26 protein-coding genes are annotated in these 20,005 nt (G+C 64.1%); 4 read left to right on the top strand and 22 right to left on the bottom strand.

Annotated features, from left to right (window positions below; translation table 11 throughout):
• A partial coding sequence (locus Q7S96_02125) for a sodium/proton-translocating pyrophosphatase (GenBank protein ID MDO8463045.1) occupies window positions 1-120 on the top strand: 120 nt, incomplete at its 5' end.
• A gap of 299 nt (window positions 121-419) precedes the next feature.
• Window positions 420-1,721 carry a trigger factor gene (tig, locus tag Q7S96_02120; GenBank protein MDO8463044.1) on the top strand — a complete coding sequence of 434 codons (1,302 nt, stop codon included), beginning with the start codon at window positions 420-422 and terminating at the stop codon, window positions 1,719-1,721.
• 44 nt (window positions 1,722-1,765) lie between these two features.
• Here the strand turns inward: tig and Q7S96_02115 are convergent, their stop codons facing one another.
• From Q7S96_02115 to Q7S96_02090, 6 genes are all read right to left on the bottom strand, one after another.
• A complete protein-coding gene (locus tag Q7S96_02115; GenBank protein ID MDO8463043.1) occupies window positions 1,766-2,017 on the bottom strand; it encodes a hypothetical protein in 252 nt (83 codons plus the stop codon).
• 8 nt (window positions 2,018-2,025) lie between these two features.
• The gene (locus Q7S96_02110; protein MDO8463042.1) at window positions 2,026-2,280 is read right to left on the bottom strand and encodes a hypothetical protein; all 255 of its coding nucleotides are present in this window, start codon (window positions 2,278-2,280) and stop codon (window positions 2,026-2,028) included.
• Entirely contained in the window at window positions 2,280-2,606 is a 327-nt protein-coding gene (locus Q7S96_02105) for a hypothetical protein (GenBank protein MDO8463041.1), read from the bottom strand. The genes Q7S96_02110 and Q7S96_02105 overlap by 1 nt, the downstream gene beginning before the upstream one ends.
• Before the next feature lie 94 nt (window positions 2,607-2,700).
• Window positions 2,701-2,988 carry a hypothetical protein gene (locus Q7S96_02100; GenBank protein ID MDO8463040.1) on the bottom strand — a complete coding sequence of 96 codons (288 nt, stop codon included), beginning with the start codon at window positions 2,986-2,988 and terminating at the stop codon, window positions 2,701-2,703.
• A gap of 2 nt (window positions 2,989-2,990) precedes the next feature.
• A complete protein-coding gene (locus Q7S96_02095; protein MDO8463039.1) occupies window positions 2,991-3,263 on the bottom strand; it encodes a hypothetical protein in 273 nt (90 codons plus the stop codon).
• Between the two features lie 5 nt (window positions 3,264-3,268).
• Window positions 3,269-3,556 carry a hypothetical protein gene (locus Q7S96_02090; GenBank protein MDO8463038.1) on the bottom strand — a complete coding sequence of 96 codons (288 nt, stop codon included), beginning with the start codon at window positions 3,554-3,556 and terminating at the stop codon, window positions 3,269-3,271.
• Window positions 3,557-3,652: 96 nt separating this feature from the next.
• Here Q7S96_02090 and Q7S96_02085 point away from each other — a divergent pair, with 96 nt between their 5' ends.
• Window positions 3,653-4,570: a deoxyribonuclease IV gene (locus tag Q7S96_02085; GenBank protein ID MDO8463037.1), complete on the top strand. Its 918-nt coding sequence runs from the start codon at window positions 3,653-3,655 to the stop codon at window positions 4,568-4,570.
• Between the two features lie 104 nt (window positions 4,571-4,674).
• On the opposite strand, the gene Q7S96_02080 is transcribed toward Q7S96_02085, so the two are convergent.
• Together Q7S96_02080 and Q7S96_02075 are read right to left on the bottom strand one after the other, a co-directional pair.
• Window positions 4,675-5,619 carry a hypothetical protein gene (locus Q7S96_02080; protein MDO8463036.1) on the bottom strand — a complete coding sequence of 315 codons (945 nt, stop codon included), beginning with the start codon at window positions 5,617-5,619 and terminating at the stop codon, window positions 4,675-4,677.
• A 58-nt stretch (window positions 5,620-5,677) separates the two neighbouring features.
• Window positions 5,678-6,772 (bottom strand): hypothetical protein, encoded by a 1,095-nt coding sequence (locus Q7S96_02075; GenBank protein MDO8463035.1) that lies wholly within the window; start codon window positions 6,770-6,772, stop codon window positions 5,678-5,680.
• A gap of 340 nt (window positions 6,773-7,112) precedes the next feature.
• Between Q7S96_02075 and Q7S96_02070 the strand changes: the two genes are divergently transcribed.
• On the top strand, window positions 7,113-8,228 hold the full coding sequence (locus tag Q7S96_02070) for a hypothetical protein (GenBank protein MDO8463034.1): 1,116 nt from the start codon (window positions 7,113-7,115) through the stop codon (window positions 8,226-8,228).
• Window positions 8,229-8,289: 61 nt separating this feature from the next.
• On the opposite strand, the gene Q7S96_02065 is transcribed toward Q7S96_02070, so the two are convergent.
• From Q7S96_02065 to Q7S96_02000, 14 genes are all read right to left on the bottom strand, one after another.
• A complete protein-coding gene (locus tag Q7S96_02065) occupies window positions 8,290-9,273 on the bottom strand; it encodes a D-glycerate dehydrogenase (GenBank protein ID MDO8463033.1) in 984 nt (327 codons plus the stop codon).
• A 142-nt stretch (window positions 9,274-9,415) separates the two neighbouring features.
• Entirely contained in the window at window positions 9,416-10,435 is a 1,020-nt protein-coding gene (locus Q7S96_02060) for a carbohydrate kinase family protein (protein ID MDO8463032.1), read from the bottom strand.
• A 33-nt stretch (window positions 10,436-10,468) separates the two neighbouring features.
• On the bottom strand, window positions 10,469-11,428 hold the full coding sequence (locus tag Q7S96_02055) for a class II fructose-bisphosphate aldolase (protein ID MDO8463031.1): 960 nt from the start codon (window positions 11,426-11,428) through the stop codon (window positions 10,469-10,471).
• Window positions 11,429-11,433: 5 nt separating this feature from the next.
• Window positions 11,434-12,417, bottom strand: coding sequence for a PfkB family carbohydrate kinase (locus Q7S96_02050; GenBank protein MDO8463030.1), 984 nt, complete (start codon window positions 12,415-12,417; stop codon window positions 11,434-11,436).
• Window positions 12,418-12,692: 275 nt separating this feature from the next.
• A complete protein-coding gene (locus Q7S96_02045; protein MDO8463029.1) occupies window positions 12,693-13,802 on the bottom strand; it encodes a transketolase C-terminal domain-containing protein in 1,110 nt (369 codons plus the stop codon).
• A gap of 17 nt (window positions 13,803-13,819) precedes the next feature.
• Entirely contained in the window at window positions 13,820-14,665 is an 846-nt protein-coding gene (locus Q7S96_02040) for a transketolase (protein ID MDO8463028.1), read from the bottom strand.
• 53 nt (window positions 14,666-14,718) lie between these two features.
• A complete protein-coding gene (locus Q7S96_02035; GenBank protein ID MDO8463027.1) occupies window positions 14,719-15,291 on the bottom strand; it encodes a cupredoxin domain-containing protein in 573 nt (190 codons plus the stop codon).
• A gap of 20 nt (window positions 15,292-15,311) precedes the next feature.
• Entirely contained in the window at window positions 15,312-15,959 is a 648-nt protein-coding gene (locus Q7S96_02030; GenBank protein ID MDO8463026.1) for a ribulose-phosphate 3-epimerase, read from the bottom strand.
• A 3-nt stretch (window positions 15,960-15,962) separates the two neighbouring features.
• Complete coding sequence (locus Q7S96_02025; protein ID MDO8463025.1) at window positions 15,963-16,406, bottom strand: RpiB/LacA/LacB family sugar-phosphate isomerase; 444 nt, start codon at window positions 16,404-16,406, stop codon at window positions 15,963-15,965.
• A gap of 410 nt (window positions 16,407-16,816) precedes the next feature.
• Complete coding sequence (locus tag Q7S96_02020) at window positions 16,817-17,017, bottom strand: hypothetical protein (GenBank protein ID MDO8463024.1); 201 nt, start codon at window positions 17,015-17,017, stop codon at window positions 16,817-16,819.
• Window positions 17,018-17,041: 24 nt separating this feature from the next.
• Window positions 17,042-17,620 (bottom strand): hypothetical protein, encoded by a 579-nt coding sequence (locus Q7S96_02015; protein ID MDO8463023.1) that lies wholly within the window; start codon window positions 17,618-17,620, stop codon window positions 17,042-17,044.
• Window positions 17,617-17,928 (bottom strand): hypothetical protein, encoded by a 312-nt coding sequence (locus tag Q7S96_02010; protein ID MDO8463022.1) that lies wholly within the window; start codon window positions 17,926-17,928, stop codon window positions 17,617-17,619. The genes Q7S96_02015 and Q7S96_02010 overlap by 4 nt, the downstream gene beginning before the upstream one ends.
• A gap of 214 nt (window positions 17,929-18,142) precedes the next feature.
• Window positions 18,143-18,838 (bottom strand): hypothetical protein, encoded by a 696-nt coding sequence (locus Q7S96_02005; GenBank protein ID MDO8463021.1) that lies wholly within the window; start codon window positions 18,836-18,838, stop codon window positions 18,143-18,145.
• Window positions 18,839-18,941: 103 nt separating this feature from the next.
• On the bottom strand, window positions 18,942-19,847 hold the full coding sequence (locus Q7S96_02000; protein MDO8463020.1) for a hypothetical protein: 906 nt from the start codon (window positions 19,845-19,847) through the stop codon (window positions 18,942-18,944).
• Window positions 19,848-20,005 lie beyond the last annotated feature (158 nt).

Genomic DNA, 20,005 nt, shown 5'->3' with positions numbered 1-20,005 from the left:
AAGGCCGCGGTGACGGGCGACACCGTTGGTGATCCGTACAAGGACACGGCGGGACCTGCCATCAACCCGATGATCAAGATCGTGAACATCGTTGCACTGCTCATTGTTGGATTGCTCTAGGAAAACGAAAGGAGGATGTCGTGATACGATCATGGTTGCAGGGTGTCAGGGAGCGACTCATGCGAGACGAGCTCATCGAGCCGATCGTCTCATGGTGGTACTCACTCCGTGAACGTCGCCGGTACCTCATCTGGCGCGCGGAGGTCGAGCGTGAAAACGCGGCTACGCGCGCAGCGCAAAAACCGAAAACCTGACCGCAATGACCGCTCGGCTGTGCCGAGCGGTCATCCACGTCTTCTCGCTTGACACCTATCCACCTCCGTGCCAAACTCTTCAGAGATCATACTGCACACTCCCCTATGCACGTCTCCGTCACCACGCTCCCGAAATCCGCAGTCGAACTTGAAATCACGCTCGATGCCGATGAGCTCACGCCGTACCTCACGAAGGCCGCGGCCGCGTTGTCGCGCGAGCACCCGCTCAAGGGATTCCGCCCGGGCAAGGTGTCACTCGACATTGCAATCGCGCAGTACGGCGAGATGGCCGTGTACGAGGAGGCCATGGATCCCGCCGTGCGCGATACCTACGTGCGCGCCGTCACCCAGGAGCAGCTCACGACGGTCGGACCGCCAAAGGTGGAGGTCCTCCAGCTCGTGCCGGGCAACCCCGTGCGGTACAAAGCAACCGTCGCGATCCTGCCGAACGTGACACTCCCGACACTCGCAGACATCCGCGTGACGAAGCGTCCAGTGAAGATCACGGATGCGGACCTCGAGAAGGCGCTCGGCGATCTCCGGAAAATGGCACCGGTGGAGGTGCTCGTGGACCGCGCCGCGACCGCGCAGGACAAGGTCGTGGTCACCATGGTGCTCTCGCGAGATGGCGTACCGCTTGAGGGTGGGCACGCAGACGGCCACCAGATCTACCTCGATGAGGACTACGCGCTCCCGAAGGTGCGCGAGGAGCTCATCGGCATGGCGAAGGGCCAGGAGAAAACGTTCGATGTGACATTCCCGAAGGATCACGCGCAGCAGCAGTTCGCCGGCTCCACCGTCTCATGCACCGTGAAGGTGACGGATGTGTACGCCGTCACGTACCCCGCCGTGGACGATGCGTTCGCGCAGCGTCTCGGGCTTGATTCCCTCATCCAGCTGCGCGGGCGTGTCCGCGAGAACCTCGAACAGGAAGCGAAGCAGAAGGCGCGCAGGCAGGAGGACGTTGAGCTCCTCGACCAGCTCGCGGACGGCATGGACACCGCGGTGCTGCCGGAGATCCTCATCACGAACGAGGCACACCGCATGGTTCAGGAGCTGGAGCACAACGTCACGCAGCGCGGCTTGCCGTTTGAGGACTACCTCGCGCAGCTCAAGAAGACGCGCGACGACTTCCTCATCGAGATGGCACCGGAGGCCGTCCGCCGCGTGAAGGTCTCGCTCGCCACGCGCGCAGTGTCCGTCCAGCACCCGGAGGTGTGCGTCGTTGCGGACGCGGACGTTGACGCGGAGATCGAGAAGCAGCTCAACCACTACAAGGATGACGCGGGGTTCACCGAACGTATCAGGTCTGAGGAGTCCCGCGACTACGTGCGCAACATGCTGCGGAGTCAGAAGGTTCTCGAGTGGATGCGCGAGCAGGTGCAATGGAAAGAAACATCACGCTAGCGTAAACAGGAAAACACCCTCGTCCATGGGACGAGGGTGTCTGTTTAGGTGCCTCCTGCACCCGTATCATTCGTAGTATCTCGGTTGATCCAACCGCCAAGGTGCAGCGCGCTGAACGTGAGCGCGCCATAGAAGAAAGGGATGGGACCCGCCCAGTACCGGATGGCGATAGTGAGACCGATGCACGCAATGACATCGAACAGGAGCAGGTCCTCCCGCAGACACGCCTTCCGATAGTGAACGCTGCGGTGCGCCAGGAGTACACCACCAACCGCCGCGATCAGGTTCATGACCATGCCGTCCATCACGCACCTCCCGTGAGGGCGCGTGCGCGTGCGGCGCGCGCGAGCGAGAGGCCAGTGAGTGCCGAGAACCAACACGCGTAGGGCGCGAGCGATTGTACGCGGCCCACCGCGAAGAGCAGCGTGAGGATCAGCACGAGGACACCGAAGATGGCTGCGGAAGAGGCGATGGCGCGTGCGCCGTAATGCGACGGCGTCCAGCACTCCCGCGTGACGATGCCAACGCAGATGATGGTGAGGATGTGGATGAGCACCATCACGCACCTCCCCGATGCTCGGCGAAAGCGACGCGGAATGCGGACTGGATGATGATAGCCGCGACCACACCGTACAGTGCCGCGGTGAGCATCCAGAGCAGTATGACGAGCACGACGCCGTAGTCGAATGCGGTGGCGATGATCGCAAATGCGCAGGTGATGCCCGCAGCGACGAGCACGCCAATGACTCCAGCGGCCTTCCGGAGCGACCAGCGAAATGCGGCACGACTGAACACGAGCAGGCCGAATCCGTAGGCCACGGTCATGACCATGAGCGGGATCATCTTCGACTGCGATGCTGTAATGATTTGTGCAAGGAACTCCATCAGAACCTCCTCTCAATTCTCCTTCTGAGGATAGCACGTATCGCGCGCGAGGTCAAGGGACGTACAACACCCTCGTCCGATTGGACGAGGGTGTTCACTGACGTGTGCGCTGCTGCGTGCGCACGAAGGCCATGAGGAGTGTCCCAACGAGCGAGCACGCGAGACCGACGATTGCAGCATCGTATCGCGGGAGCGGCGAGAACGTCGCCATCAAGAACGGGATGCCACAGAGCAGATTGCCGATAGCGAGAACCATGATCGCGCTGGATGCATCGGATGCCCAGGGACGCTCCTCGGGGATACGCTCCTGGAGGTCGTGGGCCGCGTGCATCACCACGAATGCGTAGAAGGTGGCTGCGATGACGCAGAGTGTGGTCGCCACCGTCATCCCTCGCGCGCCGGTGTCGTTGCGTCCGTGTGGCCGGACGTGAATAGGCAGGAGATCCATGCGAACACCGAGAAGATCAGGAGGGCTCCTGACTCCGCGAGTGTGCATGTGCCAACGAACCAATCGTAGCAACAGCTGCCGACGGCGATGAACCAGACGACGCACGAACTCAACCACGCTTGCCAACGTGGTTTGGCATCAGCGATGGACATGCCGATCAAGATCCCGACGATGAGACACCCCGCAAACGGGGCAGTTCCGATGAGCATGGGAGTCATCGCGCGGACCCTCCCTGCTTCCACGCACCGATGGTCTCGCGTGTGACGATTCCCATGCCGACGCTGATCGTCAGGGAGAAGAGCACGAAGAACAACGCGTGGATCACTGTGGCATCGGCGTTGCGGTGCATGGCGAGGACGAGGGCCGCCACGACCGCGGGGCACCCGATGATCATCACCTCGTACTCGTTATCCCACCGCACAGCGTGCAACGTCGCCATGATAGTGCTGATGCTCACGAACGCGATGAACACCCAATCCAACGTACTGAGGTGTGTAACCATTGATCACGCTCCTGTTGTGAAGGGTCTACGGTGACCGTACTACGACGTACGCACCGTGTCAAGGTGCTACGCTGGAACTAATCTCCCTCGCTCGCTATGCCGCTCATCGGTGCTCACGTCTCTATCGCCGGCGGAATGGAAAACGCACCCGTTTCTGCGGGCGCGGAGGGATGCGAGTGCTTCCAGATGTTCACGCGCTCGCCGCGTGGGGGCGCGGCACCGCCGCTCACCGATGCGATCGTTCGACAGTTCCGTGACGCGTGCGCGCAACACGGGTTTTCCACGTGGGTCGTGCACACGCCGTACTACATCAACCTCGCATCGGAGCGACCCGTCGTGCGTGCGGCTGGTAGCCGCATCATTCGCGAGGAGCTCGAGCGCGCATCCGCCCTCGGTGCGCGGTACGTCATGACGCACCTCGGGTCCACGAAGGCGGTGGGCGAGGAGCGCGGCGTGCAGCTCGCCATTGAGGGAATCGCGGACGCGCTCAGCGGCTACACCGGCTCTGCCGAGTTCCTCATCGAGATCGCCGCGGGTGCCGGCGCGGTCCTCGGCGATACGTTCGAGGAGATCGCAACGATCATCGCGGGGGCGGAATCTTTGTCATTTCGACCGAGTCCGCGAGCGGAGAAATCTCGTTCTGCTGAAGAGATCTCTCGACTCGAGGACTCGCTCGAGATGACGAAAGGAATCGGTGTCTGCTTCGACACGCAGCACGCGTTCGCCTCCGGCTACGATCTCCGCACCACGGCAGACGTTGACCGCGTACTGCGGGAGTTCGATGCGACCATTGGCCTCGATCGCCTGTGCATGTCGCACGTCCAGGACTCCAAGGTGGAGATCGGCGCGAATCGCGACCGCCATGAGCACGTGGGCGATGGCGCAATCGGCGCGGACGGCCTGCGCGCGTTCGTGCGTCACCCCGCGATCGCGGACCTCCCGCTCATTCTTGAAACGCAACCGGAAAAGCGAGCGCGGGACATTGCAATGCTCAAGGCGTTTCGTGACGCCTAGCGTGTAAAAAATCTTCACGCAGCGTATTGTCCAGTCGCATACCGCCCCTCCCCCTCTCACTCCCCCTCCCCACTCCGTGGAGAGGGGGAGAATCAGAAATATACTTACCGGAACACGCCCGTCCCGATCCAGAGCGCGGTGATTGCGGTGAGTGCGAGCACGGCAGTGACGATGGAAACCACCATCGTGCCGGCCACGAGCGGCTGGCCGATATCGAACTCCTCGGCGAGGGTGAAGGTCGTAATCGCGAGCGGCGTGGCACCGAGTGTGACGCCGACGACGAGCGGGATTCCGGAGACACCGAGGAGCGTGAGTGCTACAAAGCTCGCGACGGCGGGGAGGAGCACCTTACTGATGCCGAGTGGGATCGCCCACCGCCAGGGGACGCGCGCGAGTGAGAGGTCGTGCGCGAACGCGCCGAGCGCGATGAGCGCGACCGGTGCGGCGGAGCTCGCCACGGCACTGAGGGCACTCTCGAGCGGTCGCGCGAGCGTCGTGATGCCGAGGAGCGGGAGGGCGAGGGCGAGGAGCACCACCCAGAGGAATGGGAGCTCGAAGAGCTGATGCCACGATGCCTCGCGCTTCCTGCGTGGCGCGTGCGCGGTGAGCGAGCCGAGGCCCGCGCCGAGCGCGACGATGATGAGCGCGACCGCGCCCATCGCGGCGATGCCGGCGCCCTCGGCACCGAATGCGTAGGTGGCGAACGGGAGCCCGAAGTACGCGGTGGAGCCGAACATGAGGAGCGTCGGCGCGAGCGCGCGAACGTCCTTCCGCGGCCGGAACACATGCACGCCAAGCGCGAGGCAGCCGACGGCTACATGTCCGATGACGATACCGAGCAGGTACCGTGCGTCCACTGCACTGAGTGCCGCGGTCCCGTGGAGGTGGAACACGGATTGGAAGATGAGCGCCGGCAGCGCGACGACGAAGGCGTAGCGGTTGAGCGCGTGCACGGCGCCATCGGACTTCCGATCGAGGTGCCGCCAGAGCCACCCGAGCGCGAGGAGTCCAAAGGTGGGGACGAGCGCGGCGAGGAGTGCGGTGAGCATAGGATACCATCACGATACCACAGAGAAACGCTCCGACGAGTGTCGGAGCGTTTGCGGTTCATGCGGTTTGCGCGGGCCAGAAGGTGGCGAGAAACCCAGAGAACGCCGTGGCACGCATGCGGTCGTAGTTCGGATTCTCGAGCACCCGCGCGCGGTACCCGTCGAGGATCTCCGTGCCGTGCACATCTCGCCGAATCGGCTCGATGGCGATGAGCGCACGGTGCTGGAGATCGTACGTCACCACGAGCCGATGTCCGTTCGGATGTGTGACGATCGCGTAGGCGGTCCGCACATCCGATGCGCAGTAGAACTGCTGTTTCTGTGCGATGCGCATCGGGTTATACGGACCAGCCACACGCGCGCCGCGGACGGTCTGCTCGAACGCGCGTGCGGCGCGATCGAGATCCCCGAAGATACGGAGGAGACGATCGTGGAGTCGGGACGCGTGATACGTCTTCGGTTCGCACCAGGGTGCGACGGACCACGTGCCAAGCACCGTATCTGCCTGCGCCACGATGGCGTTCTCGTACGCGCGATCCTCATCGCGCTTCGGAAGGAACCCGCACGTCGCGAGGTGCGGGACCTCGTAGAGTGCGGTGAGGTCGTACTCGTAGAGGAACTGCAGGACCTGCAGCTCGTCTACGACATCGTAGACGGTGTCGTCGCGCTGCTGCCCGCGCTGTCGGTGGCCGTCTTTCGGCGTGCAGCAGGTGAGCCGAAACCCGCGCTCGTCGTACGGGCCCGTGCGCGGACCGGCCAGCGCATCGCGCGCTCCTTCCGGGACGCGCTGGATCACCGCGACGGTGAAGCTCGCCTTCGCGAGCTTGCGCGTGGTCGCCGGTGTCGCCGGCATGCCGTGGATGCCCTGCTGCGGATCGCGGAAGGTGATGACGAGCTTCGGGCTCGTCTCGTGCACGAGCCGCTCAGCACCCGTGCGCATGCTGCGCTCGTGACGACGATCCACCTGCACGTGGATGCTGCGGACCCGATCGCCGATGGCGCTGGGGACCCGAGCTCGGTGGCGCCGCTCGTGCATCGTCGTCGCGTAGCGCGGCGTTCCGCCGGAAACCGGACGGCGCGCCGTATGCTGCTTGCGCGAGCGTCGCGCCTGATCACGATGATCCTTCCCATACCGCCGTGCATCGCGTGCCATGTTGCCGCCTCCTCGTGCTGTGAGATGCCGCCCACCGTGGGCAGCACCTTCACGCTAGCGCGAACGCGCGCATGTGTCAAGCACGGCATTACATCCATTTTGAGCAGTCCACACCCCATGAGGATAACCAATGCCTCCGTGTCAAAAACGATGAACAGCAGGAAAGGCCCAGTATTTCTCTCATGCGAGTCGTTGACGCGCACGATGCACCATGCTACGCTCCCCATGTTGCGAGGCGTGATGCCACGCGCAACCTCCGGCATCGGGAGATGTGGGAGCAACTCTGAAACGCGCCACACCGACGTGAAAATCGGATCGGCGCAACATCCGGGAGGATGACATGGGTCGTTCACAACAAGAAGAGTCGGGAACAGAGACCAACAGTATCTTCACGCTCTCCTGGGAGGATCGGCGCGATAACTTCGTCCGCGCGCAGTTCGCACAGGACGCGTGGTACGGCCGCGAGGACATCGAGGCGTGGCTCGCGTTTCAGCGCGAGGCGGATAAGCCGGACCTCACGCAGTGGGCCGCGCTCGTGCTCGGTGCGCACTCGGGGAACCGGCGTTCCGACTGGCGCAGGAAGGATTCCTGGACGCTCAGGACATGGAACGACGACTGGGCAATCTCGGGCTGCCTTGAGCGGTGTGCAACGCCGCAGCAACACCCCGCACGCTTGTACTTGTCCTACGAAGGTCCCGCCATCATCCGATTGTTGGCCGCGCTCGACGAAACACAGGTTGACCTCTACTTCGGTACGACCGCCGTCCCGGTGCTGCGTCTCCACGGCGGCTCCGACGTATTCGTGCTCGATCCCCCCGCTGAACGGCGGGGTCACGGTCAAGAGCGACCGAAGGTCGAAGGGCGGCGAGCCGTCGCGATGCTCTCCGCCTGCTCCAGCGCGCAGCTCGTTGATGTCCTCATCGCCGAATGGCATCACCGACGCCCCAAGTGGCAGGAGGCACGCATCGCGCTCTGCGGTGCACTGTACGTGGAGCTCATCACTGCGCGAGGTCTCATCGAAGCCGATTTCACCACCGCGATGGCCTGCAGCGAAGATGGGCGAAGGATCATGAACGCGGATGCCGTCATCATGGTCGAGCCCAGACCGGAGGGAGGATGGAGGGCGGTGGAGTTCGTGCAGCGCAACTGCGGCGGCGGCTCCATGTTTCGGAGTGCCGAGCGTTCCGCGAGCACGCGGATGCAATATCCCTCTCCCGTCACCCTCGCTGACTTCCGTGAGGCCATTGCCTCAGAGGAGCTCTCCTCCTTCATCGAGGGGATATGGCCCATCTTCACCGGCCAGGGCGCGATCGAGCAGACCTACGTCATCTTGTACGACGCGCGGGTGCTCCTCACGCGCGCCTGCCACGCCCCCCACCACCTCCGCGCACCCGACTGCGGGATTGGGGTGCTGATCACGGATCCTGCACGCGACGAACGCGCGCCTCCCGCATGACCCACAGACCCCTCCGACGCATGTCGGAGGGGTCTTACGCTGTGGAGCTGCTTACACCATTTCACCGCGCGCGGTGCGGGGGCTCCTCGCCGGCGAACACCGAAAGAATGCTCTCGGCGGCCATGCGGGACATTGCCTGGCGGGCTTCGAGGGTGGCGGACGCGATGTGGGGGGTGAGGATGACGTTCGGCATGGCCTTGAGCTTGAGGTGGTCCTCGGCGAGACAGGCGATGGATGGTTCGCACTCGAAGACATCGAGCGCGGCACCGGCGAGCTGTCGCATGACGAGCGCATCAATGAGTGCTTCCTCGTCCACGATGGGGCCGCGCGACGTGTTGATGAGGTACGCGGTCGGCTTCATCTTTGCGATGCGCTCCTCGTTGAGGAGGTGGTGGGTCTGCGGGAGAAGGGGGACGTGGAGGGAGACGACATCGGACTCGCGGAGGAGGTCATCGAGCGCGCGGAATTCACCGCCAAACTCGCGCTCGAACTCCGGACTCGTCTTGGGGTCGCTGTAGAGGACACGCATGCCCATGCCCGTCACACAACGCTTCGCCACGGCGAAACCGATGCGGCCGAGCCCGACGATGCCGAGCGTCTTCCCCTTGATCTGCGGGCCGAGGAAGAGGAACGGGTCCCACCCCTTGTAGCGGCCGGCCTTCGCGTAGTTGTCCGCGGCGGGAATGTGCCGCAGGAGCGCAAAGAGGAGCGCGACGGTGTGCTCGGCGACCGCATCGGTGAGGACGCCCGGCGTGTGGGTCACGGGAATACCGCGCTGCTTCGCTGCGTCGAGATCAATGTTGTCGGTGCCCACTGCGTAGTTCGCCACTACTTTGAGGTTTGGTGCGCCCGCATCGAGCACGCTGCCATCGATCGTGTCCGTGAGGAGGCAGAGGAGCGCGTCGGGCTGGTGTTCCTTGAGCGCGGCGATGAGCTCCTGCTTCCGGAGCGCGCGATCCATCGGATTCACGATGACCTCGTGCCGCTTGGCGCGGAGGAGCGCGAGGCCTTCATCGGGGATGTTGCGGGTGACGTAGATGGTCATAGTGCTGCAACCGTAGAACAATGGCGTAGCGGAGGCCTTCAGGCCTCCATCCAAAGTGGTGGGCGGGTTGGTGGCGAAAGGCGGATGGAAACCTAAAGGTTTCCGCTACACCATGCAAGCGCAAGGGTGAGGAGGCATTTTTCTACGGTCTCGGTATTGCGAGCTGCGCGATGCGGTACTTCGCGAGTGTGACCTTCGCGGGGAGCTTCTTGAGGATGCCGCGCTGCGCGCCCATGTGCTGAATGACGCTCTCGGCGTTCGTCATGCCGAGGCGGAGCGCGGTGGGCGCGTCCCAGCCCAGCGCGAGGCCGGTGGTGAAACCGGAACCGAATGCATCACCGGCACCGGTGGTGTTCACGGCCTTCACCTTCCGCGCGCTCGCGAACCAGGTGCTCCCGCCGACGCAGGCGTATGCGCCACGTGCGCCGTCGGTCATGAGCACGTAGCGCGCATCGCCGATGGCGCCGACGTTCGTCGCTGCGCAGAGCCGCGCGAGCGTCACCTCCGCGTGCTCGGTGCTCGGCGAGGAGAGCAGCCGCATCGCCTCCTCGCGGTTCACGTTGAACACCGTCACATCTCGCAGGAGCGGGAGGAGCTTCGCGGTGCCCGCGGCGAGTTCACCGCTGCCCGGGTTCCACGCAACGGCGATGCCGTGCTCGCGTGCGTGGCGGAGCACTCGCCGCGCGAGCGCGAGATCGCCGCCGAGCGAGGAGAGGGAGATCCAGCGTGCCCGGAGGTGCGACCACGCGATGTCGCGCACCGCGATGGCACTCGACGCTCCGCGATGGACGAGGATGGTGCGCTGGCCGGTGCCGGAGAGGAGGATGACCGCGTACGCGGTGCTGCGCTTCCCATCGCGCTGAAGCAATCGCGTGTCCACGCCATGCTCCTGCAATGCCCCACGCACTTCCGCAGCACCGGCATCGTCACCCACACGGCACACCGTGGCGGTCCGCAGCCCGCCGAGCTGCGCGAACGTCACCGCGGCGTTCATTGCGCCACCGCCGGTCGTGAAGATCGGCGCCGCAATCTCAATCTTCGCGCCGAGCGGCAAGCACTGCTCGAGACCCGTGGGAGATGTGGCATCCTCGCGCACCTCCCACGCGCCGGAGCGCAGGAATACATCACGTGTTGCCGCACCGATTGTCACGACATCAAACATACTCCTCCAGTGTACCAAAAATACGCGCGAGGCCTACGCCCTGCCGGCGCTCCCGAACATGACGATGCGCTGCTCGACGATGCGCTGGACGGAATCGCGCGCCGGGCCGAGGAGCTCCCGCGGGTCGTAGAGCTGCTTGTGCTCGATGAGCGTCTCGCGTACCGCAGACGTAAACGCGATGCGGAGATCGGTATCCGTGTTGATCTTGCAGACGCCGTTCCCAATCGCCTGCCGCACCTGCTCATCCGGTATGCCCTGCGCACCTTCCAGGCGCTGGCAGTCACCGAGAAGCGCGCAGTACATCTCCGTCTCGCCGACGAGCGACTCCGGAACCGACGAGGCCCCGTGGAGCACGAGCGGGACTTTCGGGAGGAGCGCATGGATGCGCTTGAGGCGCGCAATATCCAAGACAATTGCTGATTGCTGATTGACGGTTGGCGATTTGCGGACCCCATGCGCGGTGCCGATGGCGACCGCCAAACTGTCACACCCGGTGCGTTCAACGAAGTCGAGCGCTTGCTCCGGAATCGTGTACGTCGCTTCGCGATCCGCAACCGATACCGCATCCTCCGTTCCGGCAATCGCTCCGAGCTCCGCCTCCACAACAACACCCGCATCGTGCGCCCACCGCACGACCCGCATCGTATTGCGAACATTTTCATCGTATGGAAGCGACGAGCCATCGTACATGACACTCGTGTATCCGGCTTTGATCGCCGCGCGGATGATGTCGATGTCCTTTCCGTGGTCGAGGTGCAAAACAACCGGCACGCGAACCCGCGCCGCTGCAACGCGCATCATCGCGAGGAGCTCTTCCATGCCCGCATACGCGATCGCCCCCTCGCTCGTCTGGAGGATCACCGGTGCGCGCTGCGCCACCGCTCCGCGGATGATGCCCTGGAGCAGCTCGAGGTTGTTCACGTTGAATGCACCGATGGCGTATCCGCCGCGGAGGGCTTTCTGGAGGAGCTGCACGGGATTTTTTGCGAGCATAGAAACTACATCGCTACCGCGGTGATTTTCGCGTGTTGCTTGAGGGCGCGCGCCATCTTTGCTCTCGTGAGGAGGCCGTGCTGCGGACCGATCTCCTCGACGGCACTCGCGGCGTTTGCAGCACCCCAGCGCAGGGCCTCTGCGATGGACTTCTCACTGAGGAGTGCGCCCACGACCCCCGACGCCAAACTGTCACCGGCACCAGTACGCTCCTTCACTGTCGCAGGAAATGCAGGTACGTGCCAGACCTCACCGCCATCAAACGCGTACGCGCCCTCCGCTCCGTCCGTGACGACTACGGCTGCCGGCCCGAGCTTCCAGAGTGCCGTCACGAGGTGCCGGATATCACGCCCATTCTTCTCGCCGAGGAGCTCGTGCCCCTCCTCCATGTTCACGAACAGCACCGTCGTCACGCGGAGAAGCTGCTTGAGCGCACGCGCGCCGGCGCGGAGCTGGTACGACCCTGGGTTGAACCCGATCTTGACCCCTCGCCGCTTCGCGAGCGCAACGACATCGCGATAGAGCGGCGCGAAATCCTCACCCATCTCCGAGAGGTAGAGCCACCGCGTGGCGCCGAGCTTCGACGGCAGCCGATACCGGCGCGGGTGGAGCACGCCGAGAATCGTGCGGTCGCCCTTGTACGTGATGACGACCGAGTAGCTCGACCGACTGGAGCGCGCCTGCGTCTTCTTGAGGAACTTTGTGTCAACGCCCTCCTCCCGCATGCGCTCGAACGCGAGCGTGCCCGTGGGGTCGTGCCCAACGATGGAGTAGATCGCGGTCTTCCGCCGCAACCGCGCGAGCGCGACAGCGACGTTCGCCGCCGACCCCGCGATCTGCGGCTCGAAATCCTGCACGGGAATCTTCGCGCCGTACGCGATGCACAGCTTGCACCCGTCCTCCTCCTTGAGCGAGCACTGGAGCGACGCGTCGTCGAGCACGATGAACGTATCGAGCTTGACATCGCCAATGGTGATGAGGTCGTACATAGCTCATCGCGCGCATCGAAGCTCGTATGCTTCGTCATCATACGTCCTGGGATCATCGGGAAGGTCCCGCACGATGCTCGGGTTGCACCCTGCACGGCTGCATCGTTCTAGCCCGCCACCCCAAGCATACGAATAGGTGCCAGAAAACTGCGCGCAATATTGCGCTTTAGAAATAAAGAACACGTAGAGGCCGCTCAATACGAGTAGCACGAGGAGAGCACCGATGATCATGCGCGGACGTTTCCAGCGTGGTGTATCCATAAGGATGATGGTGGCTACATGAGTGCATCAATGATCCACGGAGCCGTCATCCCGTACTTCTCCAACAGTTCCATGGGTTTGCCACTCTCGCCAAAACTGTTCGGCATGCCGATGGGGGTGATGGGGGTGGGGTGGTGGCGGGCGAGGAGCTCGGCGATCGCACCAAAGAGGCCTCCGGTGATTTGGTGCTCCTCCACGGTGACAACGCGGCCGGTCTTCTTTGCGCTCGTGACGATCGTGCCGTAGTCGAGCGGTTTGATCGTGGGGCAGTTGATGACCTCCACGTCCATGCGGCCGGCGCGGGTGAGGCGGTCGCGGATGAGCGCGGGCGTCCACTTCGTCGTCTGTCGCGCGCGCTGCATCGAGTGGCCGTGGAGGGACGAGGACTTCACGCGCTTCGCGATCGCGGGGTAGCGTTCGAGGAGCCGCGTGATCGCCACGCGGTTTCCTGCGAGTGCCTCTGCGGCGAGGAGTGCCTCAAAGACGAGCGGGCCCGCGGCGATGATCGTCGCGTCGCGCCCCGTGCGGAGCACCTGCGCCTTGCCGATGGCGAACGGCGCGCGCGGCGTCGTGATGACCGGCGTCGCCTCCCGCGTGAAGCGCAGGTAGACCGGCCCACGGTATTCCGCGGCTGCGAGGACCGCCTTCCGCGTCTCGTACACGTCGCACGGCGCGAGCACGACCATGCCCGGGAGCACGCGCATGATCGCGATGTCCTCGAGCGCCTGGTGCGTGGCACCGTCCGGCCCCACGCTGATACCCGCATGCGCACCCGCGATCTTCACGTTCGCCTCACCGTACGCGATGGCGAGGCGCGTCTGCTCCCAGTTGCGCCCGGGCGAGAACACCGCGTAGGATGACGTGAATGGCACCTTGCCATAGGTCGCCATGCCCGCAGCGAGCCCTGTCATGTTCTGTTCGGCGACACCTACCTCAACAAAACGCTCCGGGAAACGCTCCGCGAACGCGAGCGATCGCGTGGACTCCGTGAGGTCGCAACACAGCACGACGACGTTGCGGTCGCGCTTCCCCGCCTCCACCAAACCCTCCCCGTACCCATTGCGGGTTGGGACCATCTCGACGTTCTTGAAGAACAACTTCGGGTTGAGCGATTTCGAGAGCATAATGACCTTCACGCGTGCTATTCGTGTTCCCCCACGATCTTCCCGCGGAGCGTGCGGAGGTCGTGGAGCGCACGCCGCGCTTCATCGGAGTTCGGCGGCTTGCCGTGCCAGACGAAATCGTACTCCATGAAATCCACGCCCTTGCCCGGGATGGTGTGCGCGAGGATGAGGACGGGCTTCTCGACGACCGCCTTGGCGAGGTTGCACGCGTCGATGATTCCCTCGATGTTGTGCCCGTCCACCTCGATGACGTGCCAGTTGAACGCTTCGTACTTCGCGCGGAGCGGTTCGAGGGGCATGATGTCCTCGGTCGCACCATCGATCTGGATATTGTTGCGATCCATAATCGCGGTGAGGGCGGCGAGTTTCTGCTTGCCCGCGAACATGATGGCCTCCCACGTCTGCCCCTCCTCCTGCTCGCCGTCGGAGAGGATGCAGTACGTCTGGAACTTCACGCCATCCATGCGCGCGGCGTACGCGTAGCCCACGGCTTGGGAGAGCCCCTGGCCGAGCGGGCCGGAGGGATTCTCGATCGGCGGGAGCGCGTGCTTATGCGGGTGACCCTGGAGCCGTGAGCCGAGCGTGCGGAGCGTCGTCCGCATCTCGCGCTTCGAGAGGTAGCCCGCGTGCGCGAGCGTCGCGTACCACACGGGGCAGATGTGACCGTTCGAGAGGAAGAGGCGATCGCGGTGCGGGTCGTCTGGATGCTTCGGATCGTGGTTGAGCACCGCGAAGTAGAGCGCGGTGAACACATCCGCCATGCCGAGTGGGCCAGCAGAGTGCCCCGATCCGGCCGCAACGAGCATGCGGATGACATCCTGCCGTATCGCGTTCGCGGTCCGCTCGAGCTGTTTGATCGTCATGCACCTCCATCATAGCAAAACGAGAGCGTCATGCTCTCGTTTTGCGCTGTGCATCACTCCACAACAATGGATCCGCGCATGGTGCCGTGTCCGGCACCACAAAAAATGTTGCAGCTCATGGGAAACGTGCCGATTTTTTGTGGAGTGATCGCGATGCGCGCGATGCCGCCCGGGCTCAGGTGCTCGTTGATACCAAGGTCGGGCGCAGAGAACCCGTGGTCCACGTCAATGCTCGTCACCTCGAGCACCACGGGCTCGCCGCGTGTGAGGCGGATGGTGCTCGGAACAAATTCCCACTGCTTCGCGGTGATCGCGATGGTGCGCGGGGCTGGTGCCTCCGCTTCCGGCGGAAGCGGGAGCGGGGGCGCATCCACTGCGCGCGGCGGTGCGGTGGCGTTCCCTGGCTGCTCCACGGGGAGCGGGAGCGGCGTGGTCGGCACCGCGTCGGCGGGTGTCGGCGGCGCAATCGGTGCAGAGGATGCATCGGGCAGCGGCGGCAGCTCGGGCTCGATAAACGTCGGCGCGGGAGCGGGGGCCGTCGGCGCCGCGTCGCGCGCGCCACATCCGGCACCCATGAGCAGGACGCCAACCGCGATGCCGAGGAGGAGAACACGGGTACGGTACATAGGATGGTGCTTACGATTCATCAACCCGCAAGAAACGCCCGCCGCAGTGCGCGGTACGCCCGCGCGGGGTCGTCGGCGTCGAAGATTGCGCTCGTCGCGGCGATGTGCGTCGCACCGGCTGCACGGAGTCGTGGCGCGGTGTCCACGTTCACCCCGCTGTCCACGCCGATAGGGAGCGCGGGGTACTGCCGCCGGAGGCGCGCAATGCGCGTGAGCGTCGCGGAGCGGAACGGTCGCCCCGAGAACCCGGGCGCGTTCGCCATGACGAGAACCATGTCCACGTGGGCGATCGCGGGCGAGACCTCGCGCAGCGCCGTCTTTGGGTTGATCGCGAGGCCCACCTCCTTGCCGGTGAGGTGCACATCCGCGAGGAGCTCCGCGAGCCGCTCAGTCGCCTCTGCGTGAACGATGATGCGCTGGACGCGCGCGAGTGCGCCCCACGCCGCAACGGCCTGGAACGGCTCACGCACCATGAGGTGCACCTCAAACCGCGCGGGTGTCCGCCACTGGGCGATGACCTTTGGTACGGCCCACGTCTTGTTTGGAACAAATTTCCCGTCCATGACATCAATCTGCACGAGTGGCGCGAGCCGCTCAGCGATGCGCAGCTTCGCGCGGAACTCCGCTTCGCGCTTCACGAGGATGGCCGGGACAACTTCGAGGCGCATACGTTATCGCTCGAGTGCCGCCACCTGCTCGAGGCGACGCACGTGACGCTCGACAGGATCAAATGGCGTCGCAATGAACGCGCGGGTGATGGCGCGCGCGTCCGCAAACGTCGTAAAGTCCGCTGCGAGCGCGAGCACATTCACGTCATCTTCGCGACGCGCGTACTCGGCGAGCTCCGGCGACTGCACCACCACCGCGCGCGCGCCGACGATCTTGTTCGCGGCGATGCTCGCGCCTCCGCCGGAGCCGCAGATCGCCACGCCGAGTGCCTCGCGCTGCTCCGCAACCGCACGCGCAACTGCAGCCGCGTACTGCGGGAAGTCGTCGTCCTCCCGATACTGCTCCGCGCCAACATCGTGCACCGTGTGGCCCTGTGATGCCAACCACGCGACGAGCTTCGCCTTGAGCGTGAACCCGCGATGATCCGCGCCAATGAAGATATCCATAGGGTCCCTGCAAAAGAGTGTCATTGCGAGCCGAGTCCTCGCTGCTCTGTCATTGCGAGGAGTCCTCGACGCGGCAATCCCGGTCATAGGCGCACCAAGCTTTCACCCCGTACCGGTACGACCGGGATTGCCACGTCACTCGCGGACTCATTCCTCGCAATGACAGGCGGGGGTTCGCAGCTCCAGCATACCAGAGCACTGCGCGGCACTCCAGCGCAAACGACCCCCGTGTGGGGGGTCGTTGGGAGAGATGGGTAGGCGATGGGAGGAGAGAGGTGGCTCTGGAAGCCGACTTGCGTACGGTCGCCAGAACCGCCATCACCTACCCGTCTCCTCCCCTCAAGGATCGCGCGTGCGATCGCTGAGGGGAAGCCCTGACCACACATCGCGTGTGGTCCAGGGCGTCTTTGCTACTGCTCACCGGCGCGGGCGAGAATCTCCCGTGCGATGTCGTCGTCCGACATCTGGGAATCCTGCTCGCGCGAGGCGAGATCACGATGCTTCTGCTGTTGCGCTTCGGCCTCGCTCCGCTCTTGCACTTTCTTCACGCGCCGCGCATCCTGCGGGGTCACGTGTCCGGCGGCAACGAGTGCATCACGAAATGTCTGCATCGGTCTTCCTCTCTCCGCTGGTGTTCACTCGAGCACTGCGAATGATGGGCTCACGAGGAACTCGAACTGCGATACTGCATCGCCCTCCGCCACCTCGAGCACCTCGACGACAAAGACGTAGAGTCCGACGGGTGTATGTGGTGCGAGTTCCCCGAGCTGCATCCAGAGCGACCGCGACCCCTCGATGGGAATCGGGAACGTACCGCCGTCTCGCTCCTGCTGGTAGGAGATGCCGTCCGCGCCGTTGCCGTAGATGTCGCGCACCATCGTGGGTACGAGCTCACGCTCCGTCGTCCGGAGCGCGATCGGCTCGCTGCACGAGAGGACGTCGCAGAGCGGCACGCGCCGGATGCCCTGTGCGCCCTCGATACGCAGGTAGAGACCGACGGTGATGCTCGTCACCTGCGCATCGCCGCACCCACCGACAATGTCAGCAAGCTCGATGCCGAGGCCATCCGCACTTCCCGTGTCAATGTACCGGTTCTCATGGTGGACGACTGCCACCGGCCCGCACGCCTCCTCGCGCTCGACCACCTGCTGCGGTTCGCCGCACGCGGCGCAGAGGAACACCGCAGCGACGACTCCCTTGGTGAGTGCCTTCACGCGCCACCTCCGGTGATCTCGATGGTGAGCTCGCCCCAGTCGATGATCTGACCGTAGTCGGGATGATCCGGTTTGTCGACCGTCTGGCCTGGGGCCCACTGGGCCACCGCGCCCTCAGCCATGCCAATCTGCGTCCCCTTGAGGACGATGCACGTGATGGGAGTGTCGCCGTCACGCGTGAACCCCCACGGGTGCGCGATGCGCTCCACCTCGTGGGTACCCGCGGGAACCAATGTTCTCTTGCCGGGATCGGTCACCCGCTTCGAGAAATCGAACATCTGCCACGGCTGTCGCAACGTCATCTCCATTGCGTACTCCTTGTCTCTCTTGTGAATGGGAGGACCCTTCCTCCCCCGAACTCTCCAATCTTCCGTCATCTCGAGCGAGTCCGCGAGTCGAGAGATCTCGTGTTCCTGTAGGACGAGATTTCTCCACTCGCTTGCCGACTCGCTCGGTCGAAATGACGGGCGATGGAAAACTCGGGGGAGTGGCCAAGCGCGAGGGCTTGGCCACGAGAAACGCTCACTCGATCCCGGAAATCACGATCTCAGGACCGAGGACGTTCCGAAAGACAAAGGGCTCACCGGTTCCAGTGCCGACTTCGATGTCGTGTAGCATGAGACGATACACACCCGGCTCAACGAATGACTGCATCACGACGTTGAACTCGATCGCCACGGTTTCGCCGATTGGAACGGGTAGAAAATGCTCGTGTTCGACACCGGACCTAAACGGTGTACAAACAACCAGGGAACCATCGCCGACGATACCGGGCCCGTTGCAGCGGAGTGCTTCACCGGAACCTGTCCACATGAGGCCGTCGGGATAGTCGAATGTGCCCGCGAGTGGGGCGGAGAATACTTGTGCCCCAAAGAATGTTGGTGCGCGTGCCACGAACAGTCCGACGCTCATGGAGCTCACGTGTGCATCCTCGCATCCCGCTCGGAGTAGCAGCCGAAATGCCGTGAAGACACCGCCAGGATCAGTTATTCGCGCTGGCGTTTCCGCATCGACGAGCAGGGCGGGCGTCTCACCGCACGATGCAGTGTGGAGCGCTTCGTCGAACTCCTCTTCAGACATGCAGACCTGCGTCTGCTCACCCGTGTTGACCGTGATGGTCCCGGGCATCACTTCGCCTGACGCATTGTGGTTCGCCGCCTGTTGGGTACCTATACCACACGCAGCGAGCATGAGCACCACGGCAAGCATCATGTACATCGTGACCTCTCTCTTGTGAATGGGAGGACCCTTCCTCCCCCGAACCATCGCGTTGCGATGACTCGGGGGAGTGGCCAAGCGCGAGGGCTTGGCCACTGGGGATTTACGGTGCGGGATCGATGCTGCCCTCCGGGTACTCCTCCAGCTCTGCGACGCTGGCGATCCACTCCTTGGCTTCGTCTACGGCCACGCCCTTGTCGCGGAGGTGCTGGAGCACGTCGGGATTGGTGATGCCTGCGGTGGTGACCGCGAGCATGTCCATGAAATGATCGCTAAACCTGTAGCACTCCCAGGGGGTGACGATTCCGTTCCGGTTTCCGTAGTCGTCAATGATGCGCACGAGCGACGGCGCGATGCGCGACGCTTCGCCGCCCCTGATGAGCACTCGGTCCATGGAGAGTTTGACCTCGAGGTGGAACCCCCCGGACTCCGTGCGCTCCACGCTCATGTGGAGTTTCCCCTCACGGGATAGACGCACCATCTGGAGTATCGAGACGTACTCCATCTCGAGATCGCGTGGTGCGTGGATACGCAACCCGTCTACGCGGTACGTTTCCACATCGACGTAGCGGGCTTGGAGCTCCGCCACGGAGAAGCTGTCCTCCGGATCGCGCTCCATACCCGGGAGCTCGAAGAACGTGTACGTCTCGTCTCTGCTCAAAAAGTACAGGCCCGCTTCTGCGCCCTCGGTCAGGCACGATACGTCCACCTTGAGTTTGATGCCACCCGGGTACGCCATCGCCCCCACGTCAACGCGCTCGTCGCCTGCAGGACACCCCTTGAGGATGTCCGCGGCATCCGCCATGCCCGCCTTGCGCAGCGCATCCGGCGTCTTCGCGCGGAGCGCGGCGAGCACCTTGGCGAGCTTGCTGCTCGAGCCGCGATACTCCCCATACGATGGGTGGTAGATCGCCTCGAGCACGAGCTCGTACTCCGTCCTCGTCACCGGATGCTGCGTTGCAGCACATCCGCTCGCCATCATGGCGAGCACGAGCACAAATCGGCACATGTGTGTCTCCTTTCTCGGTTGTGAAGAAGAGGATCAGTCCTCCCCCGAACCTTCCAATCTTCCGTCATCTCGAGCGAGGTGCTCTACTTTCCCTCGTCATCTCGAGCGAGTCCGCGAGTCGAGAGATCTCGTGTTCCTGTAGGACGAGATTTCTCCAC

This window comes from bacterium, from assembly GCA_030647005.1.
Classification (GTDB): domain Bacteria; phylum Patescibacteriota; class Patescibacteriia; order JACPHY01; family JACPHY01; genus JAUSKG01.
The sequence above is the reverse complement of the archived record's forward strand: the minus strand, read 5'-3'. Positions and strand labels throughout refer to the sequence as shown.

What these genes read in the sequence shown, in the direction of transcription:
- Q7S96_02080 (MDO8463036.1), bottom strand. Translation starts at nt 5,619, where the DNA reads ATGCTCACCGCACTCCTCGCCGCGCTCGTCCCCACCTTTGGACTCCTC.
- Q7S96_02090 (MDO8463038.1), bottom strand. Translation starts at nt 3,556, where the DNA reads ATGGTTACACACCTCAGTACGTTGGATTGGGTGTTCATCGCGTTCGTG.
- Q7S96_02030 (MDO8463026.1), bottom strand. Translation starts at nt 15,959, where the DNA reads ATGCGCCTCGAAGTTGTCCCGGCCATCCTCGTGAAGCGCGAAGCGGAG.
- Q7S96_02075 (MDO8463035.1), bottom strand. Translation starts at nt 6,772, where the DNA reads ATGGCACGCGATGCACGGCGGTATGGGAAGGATCATCGTGATCAGGCG.
- Q7S96_02020 (MDO8463024.1), bottom strand. Translation starts at nt 17,017, where the DNA reads ATGCAGACATTTCGTGATGCACTCGTTGCCGCCGGACACGTGACCCCG.
- Q7S96_02085 (MDO8463037.1), top strand. Translation starts at nt 3,653, where the DNA reads ATGCCGCTCATCGGTGCTCACGTCTCTATCGCCGGCGGAATGGAAAAC.
- Q7S96_02035 (MDO8463027.1), bottom strand. Translation starts at nt 15,291, where the DNA reads ATGTACCGTACCCGTGTTCTCCTCCTCGGCATCGCGGTTGGCGTCCTG.
- Q7S96_02105 (MDO8463041.1), bottom strand. Translation starts at nt 2,606, where the DNA reads ATGGAGTTCCTTGCACAAATCATTACAGCATCGCAGTCGAAGATGATC.
- Q7S96_02005 (MDO8463021.1), bottom strand. Translation starts at nt 18,838, where the DNA reads ATGTACATGATGCTTGCCGTGGTGCTCATGCTCGCTGCGTGTGGTATA.
- Q7S96_02040 (MDO8463028.1), bottom strand. Translation starts at nt 14,665, where the DNA reads ATGACGATCAAACAGCTCGAGCGGACCGCGAACGCGATACGGCAGGAT.
- tig (MDO8463044.1), top strand. Translation starts at nt 420, where the DNA reads ATGCACGTCTCCGTCACCACGCTCCCGAAATCCGCAGTCGAACTTGAA.
- Q7S96_02045 (MDO8463029.1), bottom strand. Translation starts at nt 13,802, where the DNA reads ATGCTCTCGAAATCGCTCAACCCGAAGTTGTTCTTCAAGAACGTCGAG.
- Q7S96_02065 (MDO8463033.1), bottom strand. Translation starts at nt 9,273, where the DNA reads ATGACCATCTACGTCACCCGCAACATCCCCGATGAAGGCCTCGCGCTC.
- Q7S96_02095 (MDO8463039.1), bottom strand. Translation starts at nt 3,263, where the DNA reads ATGCTCATCGGAACTGCCCCGTTTGCGGGGTGTCTCATCGTCGGGATC.
- Q7S96_02110 (MDO8463042.1), bottom strand. Translation starts at nt 2,280, where the DNA reads ATGGTGCTCATCCACATCCTCACCATCATCTGCGTTGGCATCGTCACG.
- Q7S96_02115 (MDO8463043.1), bottom strand. Translation starts at nt 2,017, where the DNA reads ATGGTCATGAACCTGATCGCGGCGGTTGGTGGTGTACTCCTGGCGCAC.
- Q7S96_02060 (MDO8463032.1), bottom strand. Translation starts at nt 10,435, where the DNA reads ATGTTTGATGTCGTGACAATCGGTGCGGCAACACGTGATGTATTCCTG.
- Q7S96_02010 (MDO8463022.1), bottom strand. Translation starts at nt 17,928, where the DNA reads ATGGAGATGACGTTGCGACAGCCGTGGCAGATGTTCGATTTCTCGAAG.
- Q7S96_02025 (MDO8463025.1), bottom strand. Translation starts at nt 16,406, where the DNA reads ATGGATATCTTCATTGGCGCGGATCATCGCGGGTTCACGCTCAAGGCG.
- Q7S96_02070 (MDO8463034.1), top strand. Translation starts at nt 7,113, where the DNA reads ATGGGTCGTTCACAACAAGAAGAGTCGGGAACAGAGACCAACAGTATC.
- Q7S96_02050 (MDO8463030.1), bottom strand. Translation starts at nt 12,417, where the DNA reads ATGTACGACCTCATCACCATTGGCGATGTCAAGCTCGATACGTTCATC.
- Q7S96_02000 (MDO8463020.1), bottom strand. Translation starts at nt 19,847, where the DNA reads ATGTGCCGATTTGTGCTCGTGCTCGCCATGATGGCGAGCGGATGTGCT.
- Q7S96_02055 (MDO8463031.1), bottom strand. Translation starts at nt 11,428, where the DNA reads ATGCTCGCAAAAAATCCCGTGCAGCTCCTCCAGAAAGCCCTCCGCGGC.